The sequence below is a fragment of the Cesiribacter sp. SM1 genome (genome assembly GCF_020178975.1).
Classification (GTDB): Bacteria; Bacteroidota; Bacteroidia; order Cytophagales; family Cyclobacteriaceae; genus Cesiribacter.
In genome coordinates this window covers 51,098-65,554 of sequence record NZ_JAHXBU010000040.1, presented here as the reverse complement: position 1 = coordinate 65,554, position 14,457 = coordinate 51,098, and the positions used below count along the sequence as shown (strand labels likewise).

The window sequence follows — 14,457 nt, the reverse complement described above, 5'->3', positions numbered from 1 at the left end:
AAACGGGCAAATAAGCTTTAAGTGCTAAAAATGATAGTACTGCATTGGCAGAATAGCTCAGGCTACCGGCACTTGCATTTTCTTTACCATGCGACATACATTTGTATGATCCTTGGTTTTGAACTCAACATCATCCATAATCCGGCGAACCAGCATTAGGCCCAAACCACCTTTACGACGGGTTTTCACCAGATCTTCCAGCCTGGGCTCGCGGTAATTGCTGAAATCAAAGCCGTGGTCTTTCTGGTCAATTACTTCAAAAACAATAGTATTTTTTCTTACTAATATATTGAGCACAATGCATTCGTCAGACATTTTATCGTCCATGTCGGCATGTACAATCAGGTTAGCGCAGACTTCGTCTACTGCCAACACCAGCATATTTAAATCAACATCAGATAAAACATATTGTCCCAGGGTCTCATCAACAAAAGACCGGATGGTCTTCAGTTTCGATTTACAACATGGAACTTTTATACTATACTTCATCGCTCACTCGCATTAGGGCCTCCTCTCTCGTTTTGACTATGGTCAATAATTGATCGAGGCCAAGAATCTCAAAAACACCAGCGACACGCTCGCTTAGGCCAAACAACACAAACTGGGAGTCACTATTCTCAAAATCTTGAATGTAGGACATAAACACACCAAGTCCGGCAGAGGAGATATATTCAAGTTCGGTGCAGTCAATCAAAATCTTTTTCTGCCCCCGGGTTAATGCATCGCCAATGGCTTTATCCAGATAAATGGAAGAAGCAGCATCTACATCACCCTCAACTTTTATGATGTGTACGTTTTCCTCTGATTCTTTTGTGATGTTTATCATCCTACAATACGCTTTAAGGGCTCTGATGTTACGACTTGTTAAATAAATATTAAAGTTACAACCGTAAGTATAACATTTTCTTCTGAAAAAGTGTTTGCTTTTGATACTTCATCAGAAGAACCGCTGTCTGATTATACTTTTCTCACTTTTGGGCTTATCTAATGCAGTGATAGTGAATCAATAGCGTTATTAACTGAATTTAAGCACCAAAGTTGTAAAGTCATCCTGTAATTCTTTTGTTCCGGCATAGGCATGCAACTCTTCCATAAGCAGCGTGCAAACTACCTCTGCACTGCTGCCCTTTTGCCCTGCATACTTCTCAAAACTGGCGGTTAGCCGCTCCTGTCCATACTCCTCTCCCGCTCCATTGCGGCATTCTATTATTCCATCGGTGTATAACAAGAGCGCGTCTCCTTCCCCATAGCAAATGGTTTGTTCCTCTATGTGCTCCTGGTAAGCGCTATTTCTAAGCAAGCCAAGGCCCATTCCTTTGCCATGGTAGGCTTCTACTCTGTTTTTTTCCCTGTTGTAATGAAGCACCGGGCAATGCCCTGCACGTACAAACGTAAAGGTCTTACTTGTGCAATCCAACACCCCATATACCAGTGTAACAAAGGTAGTACGCCCCAGCCCACGGCTAAGCGCACTGTTTGCCTGCACCAGAAAATCGCGGCAGCCCAGGCCCTGGGGCACCAGGCTGTGAAACACTCCTTTTAACTGCGACATGGTAAAAGCCGCAGAGGTTCCGTGTCCCGATACATCTGCTACTACCAGTGCCACCCGGCTGCTATCCAGCCTGTAAGCATCGTAGTAATCCCCGCCGACATCATCGGCAGATTCTGAACATACGAAAAGGCCGCAATCTGTGTTACAACAAATTTCGCGGGGCAGCAAACTTTCTTTTACCCTGCGCGCAATGGAAAGCTCTTCCTGGTAACGTTCAAGCCTTATGGCCTCATCGAGCAGCTGAAGATTTTCTATGGAAAGGCAGGTTTGTTCGGCATATAGGCGGGCTATGCCTATGGCATCTTTATTAAAGCCACTGGGTACATTTTTAAGCAAGGTAAGATAGCCACTTAGGCTATCCTGCGCCCGCAGGGGAATTACCAGGGCCGATTTGTAGAGCGGGTGCTGCACCGGCGATAAGTGAAAAGCCCGGCGACGGCCCGGTATGCGGCCTGCCATCAGGCCATCTTTTACACGGGTGTTGGTAAAATTGCTAAGCAGTGCGTTTACCGACAGGCGGGGAAGCTCAACAGACTGAACTATCTTTTCGCCTCCCTGGTGGTGCTTCACCCATATCCAGCCATACTGGGCATCGGTAGCTTTCAGGGCATTCTCCAGCAGCAGCTGGTAGAGATCTTCTTCACTCTGCTTTTTTCGCAGGCTTTGCTGCAGTTGTTTTATGCCGTTCAAATCCTCGAGTTTTTTTTCAAAAACTGAAGAGGTGGGCAGGTTAAAGAATATTACCAGCACCGAAAGCCCTGTGCAAAAAAGCGAAAAAGAGAGAAGCACCAGCAGCAGCATATTATCTTCTGCATAATAGAGCAGCTGCGTATCTGATGAATAGAAGTAGAGAAACCAGGTAAAGAAAAGCAGGCAGAGCAGCTGCACCAGCATAAGACCCAGCGCCTGCAGCTTTTGCCTGAAATCGAGATAGCCTACCCACTTAAGGTTTACTGAGAGCAGCACTCCCAGCCCGGTAAGGGCAATAAAAATAAGGTTATAGAAAAAGGTATTGAACTGTATATTAAAGAGGCTAAGAATGGTGGTGGTTACGAGCCCATATTCAAACAAACGCCAGGAAACCACCAGAAGCCTGGTTTTTTCAAACAGCATTAATCGTTTAAAGCCTACCAGCAGGGTACTTAACACCACACCACCTGCCAGTATCTCCAGGGTATAGATAGCAGTAGCCACAAGCGGATTAGAAAACAGCCTGATGTGGCTGCTGAACAGATAAACCAGCGACTCCAGGAATAATATAGCAAGTATGCCCAGGCCGGTAAGGGAGCAAAGCCTGATGAGCAGCGGAAGAAAAGAGGGCCGGTCTACCGCTTTGATCTGTAAGCGGCTATAAAACACAAGCGCAATCAGTACCAGGCTAATGCTTAAATGCGGGGCCCACACCCGTACCTCAGGGGTGATAATATCATTCCTGAAGCTGATAATGATAACGAAATTAATGAGCAGCAGCACAATCCAGTTCAGGTGAGAGCCTAAACTTCGGATATCGGGTAAACTACTGGTTACGGGCTTCAAAAAATTGTTCATCTGCCAACAGCAAAAAGGCTGATTTTCAGCATCAGCCTTTTTTATATGCTACCCCTACGGGAAAGCCCTCTAAATGTTATTGTATTATTACGTTTTTTTTACCGGGTACTGTAATTAGGTGCCTCACGGGTAACTGTTACATCATGCGGGTGGCTCTCGCGTATACCGGCAGCTGTAATTTTCACAAAGCGGGCGTTTTGCAGCTCCTCAATCGTGGGCGCTCCGCAATAGCCCATGCCTGCCCTTAAGCCACCTACCAGCTGGTAAAGCACCTCTGCCACTTTACCTTTAAAAGGCACACGCCCCACAATACCTTCCGGCACCAGCTTTTTAATATCATCTTCGGCATCCTGGAAGTAACGGTCTTTGGAGCCATCTTCCATAGCTTCCAGAGAACCCATGCCGCGGTAGCTTTTAAACTTCCTGCCTTCGTATATGATCACTTCGCCGGGCGCCTCTTCTGTACCTGCCAGCAGCGAGCCTATCATCACACTGTGGGCTCCGGCTGCCAGTGCTTTTACCACATCGCCGCTAAAACGAATGCCACCATCGGCAATAATGGTTGCCCCTGTGCCTTTTGCAGCTTTAGCCCCTTCGTATACGGCCGATAGCTGCGGCATGCCCACACCTGCAATTATACGGGTAGTACAGATGGAGCCGGGGCCTACCCCTACTTTCACGGCATCGGCACCTGCCTCAATCAGCGCTTTGGTCCCCTCTGCCGTGGCTACATTGCCCACAATCAGCTCCAGTTCCGGAAACTGCTGTTTTACCTTTTTGCAGGCATCGATCACACCTTTGGAGTGTCCGTGGGCGGTATCAATGCTTACCACATCTACGCCTGCGTCTTTCAGCAACTTAATGCGGTCGAGCATATCCGGGGTTACACCTACGGCAGCACCTACCCGCAGGCGACCAAAGTCGTCTTTACAGGCATTGGGCCTGTCTTTGTTCTTAAGAATATCTTTATAGGTGATGAGGCCGGTGAGCTTACCCTCCTTATCTATGATAGGCAGCTTTTCAATCTTATGCTGCTGCAGAATATCTTCGGCTTTTTCCAGGCCTATGTTGCTATCGGCAGTTACCAGATTTTCTTTCGTCATTACCTCGGTAACCGGCACACGCATGTTTTTCTGGAAGCGCAGATCGCGGTTGGTAATAATGCCCACAAACTTGCGTCCGCCATCTATTACCGGAATTCCACCAATTTTGTGGTCGCGCATCAGCCGCACGGCATCACCCACAGTAGAATTCACATTGAGGGTAACGGGGTCGAGGATCATGCCGCTCTGGGAGCGCTTTACCATACGCACCTGCTCGGCCTGCCGCTCTGCCTTCATGTTTTTATGAATAAAACCCAAACCACCCTCCAGGGCCATGGCAATGGCCAGGTCTGACTCCGTAACGGTATCCATAGCCGCAGAAACAAGCGGAATGTTAAGCCAGATGTTACGGGTTAGTTGTGTTCGGGTGCTGGTATCGCGCGGAAGTACTTCGGAGTACGCGGGGAGAAGCAGGACGTCATCGTACGTAAGTGCTTCAAAAATGAGTTTGTCGGAATCGCCGTTCATAGCAAACAAAGCATTTCTTTATTTGCCGGTTAAAATTACAGCCAGCACCCGCTGCTTTGCAACTAATGGGTTGTATTTATTTTAGAATAGCAGGCCAGCAGTAGGCTGTCAATACCTCCTCATCTCTGGCTCCACCTCTTCGGCCCAGGCGTGAATACCGCCTGTAAGGTTGTAGAGTTCGGTATAGCCCTGTTGCTGCAGGTAATGAATGGCATACTGGCTGCGGATACCATGGTGGCAGTACACGGCTATCATTTTATCTTTAGGTATAGCCTGCTCATGCGCGGGCAAACTATTGAGTGGTGCCAGCAGTGTTTTCGCCTTATGGCTTAGGTTACAGACCTGGTACTCCTCGGGTTCGCGCACATCTAACAGAAGCCAGTCTTCGCCTTGCTCAAGGCGCTGTTTTAGTTCTTTAGGCTCTAGGTGATTCATGTTTTCAGTTATGATTATTAGCAGCTATTTTTCAAATAATATTCAGCGGAGCCTGTTACACACCCAACAGGCCCAACATCACTTTCCGGCTAGAAACGCAAATTTACCCCTAACCATAAATTCTATTGTCTATTGTCTATTGTCTATTGTCTATTGTCTATTGTCTATTGTCTATTGTCTATTGTCTATTGTCTATTGTCTATTAAAACAAATTTTGCAACTATACCAACTCTTCCTATACCTTTGGGCATTCCTGACGAGTAACAATGGAGTGGAAAGATTTTCTCGATGCAATTAGCGCCATGGGATGGATTGAAGGGGTGGCGGTGTTGCTAGCCCTGGTCTATGTAGTACTGGCAGCTGTGGAAAGCATCTGGTGCTGGCCTGCAGCCTTCATCAGCACCTCGCTCTACTTGTTACTATGTATTGAGGCTAATTTGTGGGCAGAGTCGGGGCTACAGGCTTTTTATATTGTAATGGCCGTTGTAGGCTGGGTGCAGTGGCGTAAAAGAAGGCCAGAGCATGAAACCGGTCATCCGGTATCTGACAAGAAAGGCATACCCATTATCCGCTGGTCGTGGCAGAGGCACCTGCTCATTATTGCAGCAAACGGGGCAGCTACACTACTGGTAGCCTGGCTATTGGCTACCTATACATCAGCCGCCAATCCGTACCTCGATTCTTTTACAACCGTTTTTAGTTTGTTTACAACCTGGATGGTTACTCAGAAGGTTTTAGAAAATTGGTTATATTGGGTGGCAATTGATGCGGCCTCTATTTTTTTGTATGCCAGTAGGGAATTTACATTAACGCCGTATTTGTTTGCTCTATATACACTTATTGCCATTGCCGGTTATTTACGCTGGCGCAGGCTCTATTTAAGTCAAACACTTTCTTAATGCTACGCATCGCGCTTACCGGGCCCGAATCTACAGGTAAAACTACCTTAGCCGAACAGTTGGCCCAACACTATAACACCGCCTGGGTACCCGAAAGGGCCCGCACCTACTTAACTGAGCTAGGCAAGCCCTACCAGGAAAAAGACCTGCTGAAAATTGCCCAGCAGCAGATGGCCATGGAAGATGAAATGGCCAAACAGGCAAAAGGACTCCTGTTTTGCGATACCGAACTGCTGGTGATGAAAATCTGGAGCCAGGTAAAGTACGGACGGATAGATGACTGGATACTGGAAGAGCTGGAGAAAAAACGCTACGACCATTATCTGCTGCTCTACCCCGACCTGCCCTGGACCCCCGATCCGCAACGGGAGCACCCCCACCTGCGTGAACAAATGTTCCGCCTGTACCAGGGTGAGCTCAAAAAGTTAAAAAGACCCTATACTATTATCCAGGGCGAAGGAGAAGACCGCCTGGAGGCCGCCATTAGAGCCATAGACAGGATAGTTGCCTCTTAAGCTTCGTATTATACCCGGGGTTTTCCAACCCTGGGCTAATTTACAGGCTGCTACCTCTCAATTTTCAAGAGAATTTCGCCATTACTAAAGATTTACTTAGCCCAGGGCTTTAAGTGCACCGTGCAGGCCCTGGGTACTTTTTAAACTGGCAGTATCAGGCTACTCCATCACCGCTCCCCAATGCCCCCTCATCTGTACCTTTCGCAATTAGCACATCAGCCTGTTGCCCGATTAGCACATTAACTAATTAACCGCTATCTTTGCGGTATCGAACAAGGGGTGCCTTAAAGAACAGGCTGAGATTATACCCTTTGCTCCTGGCGCAGCCGGGGCAAGCACCTGATCCGGATAATACTGGCGTAGGGAACGTTTGTACACCACACCCATTTGCTGCCCGCTTATTGCGGCAACAGGCTTTAAACCTGCTGCTGCAAGTGTATTTGTTTCATTTTTACAGCTAAAACAATGAAAAGAACACTACTACTGCTGGCAGTCCTGATGTGGATGCCACTATGCCTTTTGGCGCAGTACTCCCTGAGCGGCCTGGTACGTTCTGCCGAAACCGGCGAAGTACTTCCCGGCGCTAACGTTCACCTGCTAAGCGCCCGGCGCTTAACCGCAACCAGCACAACTGGCGAATTTCAATTTAATAACCTCAATAGCGGCACGTATACCCTGCGCATCAGCTATGTAGGCTACAAAAGCTGGGAAGAGGAGGTGCAACTGAACAGCGACCGCCACCTGGAGGTAGCGCTGCCCGACGATGGCTTTCTGGCCGATGAGGTAGTGGTAACCGCTACCCGCGCCACCGAACAGACGCCTACTACCTTTACCGAAGTAAGCAAAGATCAGCTCCGGAAGCAGAACCTCGGGCAGGATATTCCCTACCTGCTGCAGTTCACGCCTTCTGTTGTTTCCACCTCAGATGCAGGTGCAGGCGTGGGTTATACCGGAATCCGTATTCGCGGTTCAGATGCTACCCGCATCAATGTTACCATCAACGGTATTCCACTCAACGATTCCGAATCGCATGGTGTGTTTTGGGTAAACACACCTGATCTGGCCTCTTCTGTTGATAACCTGCAGATTCAGCGGGGAGTAGGTACCTCTACCAATGGAGCTGCTGCCTTTGGTGCCACCGTAAACATCCAGACTGAGCGACTCAATCCCGAACCTTATGCAGAGGTACAGGCAAGTGTAGGTTCCTTCAATACCCAGCGCTATGCTGTAAAAGCGGGCACCGGCCTGCTCAACAATCACTTTGCAGTAGATGCCCGGCTTTCATCCATATCTTCTGAAGGCTACATAGACCGCGCCTCTTCCGACCTAAAATCATTCTTTGTAAGTGGTGGTTATTACGATGATAAAACCCTGCTGAAAGCAAACATCTTCAGCGGCAGCGAGCAAACCTACCAGGCCTGGTACGGCACGCCCGAGGCAGTTGTACGGGGCGACAGAGCCGGCATAGAGGCTTATATTGCCCGTAACTGGATAGAGGATGAAGATGAGATCAACAACCTGCTGAATGCCGGCCGCACCTACAACTACTACACCTACGACAACGAAACCGACAACTACCAGCAGGACCACTACCAGCTGCTTTTTGGCCGCGACCTTACCGATAACCTGCAGATAAACCTTGCCGGGCACTACACCCGTGGCCGGGGATATTATGAGCAGTTCCGCAATAACGACATGCTTTCTGATTACGGCCTGCCAGATGTGGTTATTGCCGACAGCACCATAAGCGAAACCGACCTGATACGCCGCCGCTGGCTGGATAACGACTTCTACGGCTTTACTTATGCTGCTGCCTGGGAGCCTGCCGGTAAGCTTAAATTAACTTTAGGCGGTGGCTGGAATAAGTACGAGGGTGGCCACTTTGGCGAGATCATCTGGGCCCGCTATGCCAGCACCAGCAACATACGCGACCGCTATTATGACAACAGCGCCACCAAGCGTGATTTTAACACCTTCCTGAAAGGCTATTATGAACTCACCACCAAACTTGATTTATTTGCCGACCTGCAGTACCGCAGCATCAGCTACCAGTTTGGCGGGCTCGACCAGGGGGGTATCACCATAGCCGGTGATTTTGATTACCATTTCTGGAATCCAAAAGCAGGCCTAACCTACCGCTTCAACCCCGGCAGCCGCCTGTATGCCTCTTACGCCATAGGCCAGCGGGAGCCGGTACGCAGCGATTTTATCGATGCACCCACCAACGATATTCCGGAGCCGGAAGTGCTGCGCAACCTGGAAACAGGTGTGGAGGTGCGGGTTAACCGCCAGCTTCAGTTCAGTGCCAACTATTACCTGATGAACTACAAGAATCAGCTGGTGCTCACCGGTGAGCTAAACGATGTAGGAGCCGCCATTCGAATTAATGTGCCGGAAAGTTACCGCACAGGCGTAGAGCTACAGGGGGTTTACACACCCTGGAAAGTACTAAGACTGCAGGGAAATGCTGCTTTCAGCCGCAATATTATCCGCAACTTTGATGATGTGCTTTTCAACTACGATGATGAAACATTTGTAAGAACTGAGTTAAGAGATTCTCCCATTTCTTTTTCACCTAATGTTGTAGCCAATGCCATTGTTACGGTGCTGCCGGTACAAAACCTGGAGCTTAGCCTGCTTTCGCAGTATGTGAGCAGGCAGTATCTCGATAATACCGGCAGCACCACCCGCAGCCTGGATGATTATTTGATAACCGATTTCAGGGTAAATTATGTGCTGCGCCCCCGCTTTGTAAAAGAACTTCGCCTGAACCTGCTCGTAAATAATATTTTCAATGCCATGTATGCCAATAATGGCTATACCTACGGGTATATATCAGGCGGAGAAACCATATATGAGAACTTCCTGTACCCACAGGCCGGCACCAACTTCCTGTTTGGTGTGTCTGTAGGTTTCTGATTGGCAGTTGCTCTTTGCTAAGGTAAAATTGAGCAGTCTTTCTGCAATAAGCCGGAAAGACTGCTACTTTTTAGACTAATTCTTTTATTTATAGAAATAAAGCAGCATTTTTAAAGCCGTATTTTTTACCTGCATGCCTGCAAAGACTTTTATTCCTTTTTCAGCTATCCAGGAACACAACGATGTACTGGTGGTAGACAGCTACCATCCGCGTGGATTTGTGCTCTCGCACTGGAGGGGTGCCCCAAAATTACCCGAGCTACATGATGATACCAGCACCGGCATTGTCCTGAATGCAATCAAGGCAGACCTTCCCCAACTGCAAACGCATCAGTATATAACCAACAACCACTTCGATGTAGATGGCTTCCTGGGCATCTGGAGCCTTATGTACCCTCAAGAGGCTCTGGCGCAAGAAAACCTGCTGCGTGTCATGGCACTGCTGGGCGATTTCAGAGAAATGTATCTTCAGTCTGAAGAAGAACACCTGGCCCTGAAACTGGTCTGCTGGATTAATACGGTAGAAAGCACAAGGTTTTATGCACCTTTTGCCTCCTATGCGCCACGCCAGAGCGAAGTAAAGCTTTGTGTACCAAAGTATAAGTACTTTCTGCAGGAGTTCGGTAATGTGCTTGCCAATCCGGAGGCATACCGGCAAGACTGGGTGAAAGAATACACACAGGTAGTGAAAGACTGGGAGGTACTCATCAGCCCAAAATCTACCCTCACCCTGGATAAGAGCCTGCGCTTACTCATTGTAGAAACACCAGAACCTCTCCACTATTATGCTATTTTTGGCCAGAGCGCACCTGCCGATGTGGTTATGAGCATCTATAGCGGCAACCGCTACGAACTTGAATACAAATACACAACCTGGGTAGATACTGCCTATAGGCCTTCTTATCCACGCCTGGAACTGCAACAGCTGGCGCGCCAGCTCAACCAGCTCGAAGAGGGCCCCTATCGGTGGGCTGCTGATAAAATTACTGATACAGGGCCCATTCTGCGGCTGCAGGGAAAAACCCTTACGAAGGAAGAGCGCTTCGACCACCCCTGCAACCGCCCCATTTATTCCTCCAGCATTCCGGTACGGAAGTTTAAAGCAGTTGTATCCCAATTTTTTGAGGAGGCTTACAGAACACTATCTAAAAAAAGCCACTGGAGCTGGCCGGAACTCAAGGCAATCAACGAACAGTTGTTTAGCAGCGATGGCGATTTAAAGCTAGACCCCCAGGGGCGCAAAAAAGGAAGACTGCCTTCTGCCTGATAGCTGCCAGCTAAAATAAACTACCAGGCTTGCAGAGGTAACACCCCAGCCGTACACTAATTTCGGCAGATCCCTCAATCAAGTCTACTCCAAAACAAACATACAGGCATGTCGAGCCACCACATTGTACGCGACGAACAGGAGCCGGCCCTGCTACTGTGGCAGCCCGGGCAGCTTTCTTTTGAGCAGGCAGGCCAGCTGCTGGAGTGGAGCCCGCGGGTAGTGGTACACCAACCTGCACTGCAGGAAGCACTGACCTGGGGCATCAAGCTCGATGCCGTTTGCACAGCACCTGGTGACATGCCAGAAGTTGTAGCAGCTGTTGAACACCAGCAGCCGGTAAGTATACTCACACTTCCCGGGCATAACGCCTTGCAGGCCGTACTTCAATGGCTAAAAGATAAGCAGCAGGCCAGCCTCTATCTTATTGCCGATGCTTCCGCAGATAATTTTTTGCTTTTACGGCAACTGGAGCCCCTGCAACAGCTGGCACAGATACAGGTAATCAGCCAGGGTTGGCGCTACAGTTACTTTAAACTGGGGCAGGCACAAAAATGGCTGCCTACGAGCAGCATACTAAAAACCATTGCTTTTGATAAGCAGCCCCTGCTAAGTGGTGCAGAAGCTATCCTTAGCAGGCAAAGTGCTGTGCTACAGCATATAGCATTACAGCAGTCGGGTATAATACAGCTACAGTCCGAAACACCTTTTTGGGTTGCTGAAGATATATAACAGAGGGGGGTGGAACCTTCTGCCATTCTAAGGCAAAGCAGATGTTTAGGCACGGGCTGGCTTTATGCCTTCTGCCATGCGCATTTTGCCCTGCATATCTGGTAGTACCTGCACATGTTCAAAGTCAAGCTCCCGCATAAGACTAGCTACCTCTTCTGCATAGGCCTCGTTGATTTCAAAATAAAGCCAGCCGCCGGGTTTAAGCTTTTTTGCTGCTTCCCCGGCAATAGCCCTGTAAAAAAGCAGGGCGTCCTCATCCGGCACAAAAAGGGCTAAGTGAGGTTCAAAGCTAAGTACGTTGGGTTGCATCTGCCTAGCCTCGCTTTGCCGCACATAAGGAGGGTTGCTCACCACCACATCAGGTGCTGTTAGCGGAAAAGGGTGCTTCAATGCATCTGCCTCGACGAACTGTGCCTCCACCTCCAGGCGCTGCCGGTTCTGCTCGGCAACAGCCAGCGCTTCGGGGCTAATATCGGTTGCCCAGATTTTTCCGGCAGGCAACTCTTTGGCCAGGGTAAGGGCAATACAGCCACTGCCCGTGCAAACATCCAGGATGTTTAGCTGGCCCTGCGCTTTGTGGCGCTCCACAATCCGGTGCACCAACTCTTCGGTTTCAGGTCGGGGTATAAGTACGGCAGGCGTTACTAAAAAACTGTAGCCATAAAAACTGGTTTCTCCTAACACATACTGCAAAGGCTCATGCTGCAGGAGCCGCTCTACCGACTGCTGCAGCCGTGCCTCTTTTTCAGGAGGTAGCTTTACAGCCTTGTCCAGCACCACATCCATCAGGCTAATGTCCAGCACCGCCTCCAGCAGCCAGTAAGCCTGCTGGCTGGCCGATTCGCCCAAAGGGCTTAGTTGCTGATAAATATTCCGATATAAAGGACCTGCTGTTTGCATAGAAGCAAAGATAGTAAGGATAGCTTTATGACACAGAAGCCCTTTGAATACAAAACATAAGCCTTTGCCCTTTCTTTTCAACTCTTGCTATAGATCAAAACAATAAGCGCAAAATGCTATATTTGCGTAGCAGCAACAATCATGTCTACAGTCACTTCTACTCCCCACCGGCCACTTCCCTTTTACCGCGATAAGTGGATAATACTGCTGGGGGTTCCGGTTATCACAGCTTTTGAATACTACCTTACTTACAACAACATAAAGTTTAACTGGCTCTTCCTGTACGAGTTTACCAGCGACTGCTTAAAAATCCTGGTGGTGTGGCTCTCACTTCGCACTACCATTGTGTGGCTCGATAAACGCTATGGGTGGGATATTGGACTTATAAAGCGACTGGCCCTGCAGATACCGCTCAGCTGCCTGGTAGGCTGTACCGTATTAACAGTGCTGGTGCACCTGGAGTATTGGCTGTTGCGCCCCTACCCTGTGGAGCATTTCTTCTCCTTCGATCTTATTATTGCGCTTATCTTTCTGTTGCTGGGCAACCTCATCTACATTAGCCTCTACTACTACGACTGCTACCGCATTAGCCTGGCCGATAAAGACGCACTTGTACAAAGCCTGCATCAGGTAAAAAAGCAGCAGTTGGAGGTGTTTACTGTTCGTATGGGCAGGCGGGAAATTTTGATTCCTTATACCGATATCTACTGCTTTTATTCCGAAGAAAAAGAAACTTACCTGCTCACCAACGAGCATAAAGTTTTCCTGACAGACCAGTCCCTGGACCGGCTCGAAAGCCAGCTGCCGGGGCATCTCTTTTTCAGGGCTAACAGGCAGTTCATTATTTCGCTCGATGTGGTCTCGGGCTTTAATTCAGAATCCCATGGTAAACTGGCAGCCCAGCTCAGGCCCTGCCCAAAGCTGCCGGAGCAAATCATCATCAGCCGCCAGAAAGCCCCTGCATTTCGTAGCTGGATGAAGCGCTAGGCTTCATTTCATCGCCATTTTATGTGCGGTTCATCGGCAAAAGTGGCTTTCTTGTCTTTCTAAGGTTTCTTTTCTTTCGTGTTTTGTGTCAGCAAAAGCAACAACTGCAGACATGAAACAAATACCTTTCGTTCCGCTGGAAGGCCAGCGCTTTGCAGGCGACTTCTTTGGCAATAACTGTCTGGTTTTTACCACTGCCGCAGATGGTAGCATTTCTGGCTTCTACTTTAACCGGAAAGGTGTTAGTAAGCTGCTGTTTCACAGACAGCATTAAAACAGCTGCACCAGAACCACTAACTACTCAATGTTAACTTTTAATTTCTATCAAATACAAACATGAAAAAGCTGTTTTTCATAAGCTTACTCCTGTGCCTTTCTGTTACTGCAACAGCACAGCTCCCAAAAAACGAGATCAGACTCTCTGCCGGAATTCTCGATGGTAAAATGCTGGATCTGCAGGCTTCGCCACTGGTGTACCACCACCAGGCAACCGCAGCTGCCATTAGCTATGCACGCAGAACCAGCCGCGCCCGCTTTACAGCCTTACTCTCCCCTGCTTTGGGCACCAACCTGCCCTTTCGCTATGGAGAGCGCACCTTTGGGGATGAGCAGCACCAATACACAGTTGCCTCGGCTTACTACGGTGCCGATTTAAGCTTCAGCTACCTGCGCAGCCTTAGCAAAGTAAACAAAAAGTTAAAGCTGTTCCTGGGCGGAAGGCTGGAGAATAAACTGGCAGTTTCTGATGCAGTTGCCAACTTCTACTGGGCTACAAATGTAGCTGCGCTCCAGGCTCAGCTACAGGGAGAATATAAAGTTGGCTCAAATCATCTGTTCAGTGCCAGTGTAAGCACACCCTTACTGGCTGCCGTTACGCGACATAACTACGCCAACTTTCCTAAATCAGCCGACGACACCAATTTTAAGGCATTTTTCAAGCAGGGAACAGTACTTACAGGGCCTCACCGCCTACACGAGCTGGCTACACAGGCAGGTTACCGTTTTCAGCTTAGCTCCCATTTTGCCTTTGGTGCCGACTGGGGTTTTCGCTGGCTGGTGTACAGCAAACCCAGAGCCATACGTACCTACTCCAATTCTTTTCTTTTCAGCACTGCTTATACTTTCTAACGCT

14 protein-coding genes are annotated in these 14,457 nt (G+C 48.8%); 8 read left to right on the top strand and 6 right to left on the bottom strand.

What is annotated here, in order from left to right; translation table 11 throughout:
• Positions 1 to 57: 57 nt before the first annotated feature.
• From KWJ01_RS05385 to KWJ01_RS05365, 5 genes are all read right to left on the bottom strand, one after another.
• Positions 58 to 489 carry an ATP-binding protein gene (locus tag KWJ01_RS05385; RefSeq protein ID WP_224995398.1) on the bottom strand — a complete coding sequence of 144 codons (432 nt, stop codon included), beginning with the start codon at positions 487 to 489 and terminating at the stop codon, positions 58 to 60.
• Positions 479 to 826 (bottom strand): STAS domain-containing protein, encoded by a 348-nt coding sequence (locus KWJ01_RS05380; RefSeq protein ID WP_224995397.1) that lies wholly within the window; start codon positions 824 to 826, stop codon positions 479 to 481. The genes KWJ01_RS05385 and KWJ01_RS05380 overlap by 11 nt, the downstream gene beginning before the upstream one ends.
• A gap of 189 nt (positions 827 to 1,015) precedes the next feature.
• Positions 1,016 to 3,100 carry a GAF domain-containing SpoIIE family protein phosphatase gene (locus KWJ01_RS05375; RefSeq protein ID WP_224995396.1) on the bottom strand — a complete coding sequence of 695 codons (2,085 nt, stop codon included), beginning with the start codon at positions 3,098 to 3,100 and terminating at the stop codon, positions 1,016 to 1,018.
• A 98-nt stretch (positions 3,101 to 3,198) separates the two neighbouring features.
• Positions 3,199 to 4,671, bottom strand: coding sequence for an IMP dehydrogenase (gene guaB, locus KWJ01_RS05370; protein WP_224995395.1), 1,473 nt, complete (start codon positions 4,669 to 4,671; stop codon positions 3,199 to 3,201).
• A 108-nt stretch (positions 4,672 to 4,779) separates the two neighbouring features.
• Positions 4,780 to 5,106, bottom strand: coding sequence for a rhodanese-like domain-containing protein (locus KWJ01_RS05365; protein WP_224995394.1), 327 nt, complete (start codon positions 5,104 to 5,106; stop codon positions 4,780 to 4,782).
• Between the two features lie 266 nt (positions 5,107 to 5,372).
• Here KWJ01_RS05365 and pnuC point away from each other — a divergent pair, with 266 nt between their 5' ends.
• The 5 genes from pnuC to KWJ01_RS05340 all read left to right on the top strand — a co-directional run bounded on the left by pnuC (position 5,373) and on the right by KWJ01_RS05340 (position 11,438).
• The gene (gene pnuC / locus KWJ01_RS05360) at positions 5,373 to 6,005 is read left to right on the top strand and encodes a nicotinamide riboside transporter PnuC (RefSeq protein WP_224995393.1); all 633 of its coding nucleotides are present in this window, start codon (positions 5,373 to 5,375) and stop codon (positions 6,003 to 6,005) included.
• Positions 6,005 to 6,520 (top strand): AAA family ATPase, encoded by a 516-nt coding sequence (locus KWJ01_RS05355; RefSeq protein WP_224995392.1) that lies wholly within the window; start codon positions 6,005 to 6,007, stop codon positions 6,518 to 6,520. The genes pnuC and KWJ01_RS05355 overlap by 1 nt, the downstream gene beginning before the upstream one ends.
• Before the next feature lie 465 nt (positions 6,521 to 6,985).
• The gene (locus KWJ01_RS05350; RefSeq protein WP_224995391.1) at positions 6,986 to 9,439 is read left to right on the top strand and encodes a TonB-dependent receptor; all 2,454 of its coding nucleotides are present in this window, start codon (positions 6,986 to 6,988) and stop codon (positions 9,437 to 9,439) included.
• Between the two features lie 133 nt (positions 9,440 to 9,572).
• Positions 9,573 to 10,706 (top strand): DUF6687 family protein, encoded by a 1,134-nt coding sequence (locus tag KWJ01_RS05345; protein WP_224995390.1) that lies wholly within the window; start codon positions 9,573 to 9,575, stop codon positions 10,704 to 10,706.
• Positions 10,707 to 10,814: 108 nt separating this feature from the next.
• Positions 10,815 to 11,438 carry a hypothetical protein gene (locus KWJ01_RS05340; RefSeq protein ID WP_224995389.1) on the top strand — a complete coding sequence of 208 codons (624 nt, stop codon included), beginning with the start codon at positions 10,815 to 10,817 and terminating at the stop codon, positions 11,436 to 11,438.
• Positions 11,439 to 11,483: 45 nt separating this feature from the next.
• On the opposite strand, the gene prmC is transcribed toward KWJ01_RS05340, so the two are convergent.
• Positions 11,484 to 12,338: a peptide chain release factor N(5)-glutamine methyltransferase gene (prmC, locus tag KWJ01_RS05335; RefSeq protein ID WP_224995388.1), complete on the bottom strand. Its 855-nt coding sequence runs from the start codon at positions 12,336 to 12,338 to the stop codon at positions 11,484 to 11,486.
• A 141-nt stretch (positions 12,339 to 12,479) separates the two neighbouring features.
• On the opposite strand from prmC, the gene KWJ01_RS05330 reads away from it, so the two are divergent.
• The 3 genes from KWJ01_RS05330 (at position 12,480) to KWJ01_RS05320 (ending at position 14,453) form a co-directional block, all read left to right on the top strand.
• Complete coding sequence (locus tag KWJ01_RS05330; protein WP_224995387.1) at positions 12,480 to 13,325, top strand: LytTR family DNA-binding domain-containing protein; 846 nt, start codon at positions 12,480 to 12,482, stop codon at positions 13,323 to 13,325.
• Positions 13,326 to 13,437: 112 nt separating this feature from the next.
• A complete protein-coding gene (locus KWJ01_RS05325; RefSeq protein WP_224995386.1) occupies positions 13,438 to 13,599 on the top strand; it encodes a hypothetical protein in 162 nt (53 codons plus the stop codon).
• A 62-nt stretch (positions 13,600 to 13,661) separates the two neighbouring features.
• Complete coding sequence (locus tag KWJ01_RS05320) at positions 13,662 to 14,453, top strand: hypothetical protein (protein WP_224995385.1); 792 nt, start codon at positions 13,662 to 13,664, stop codon at positions 14,451 to 14,453.
• The last annotated feature ends 4 nt before the right edge of the window (positions 14,454 to 14,457 follow it).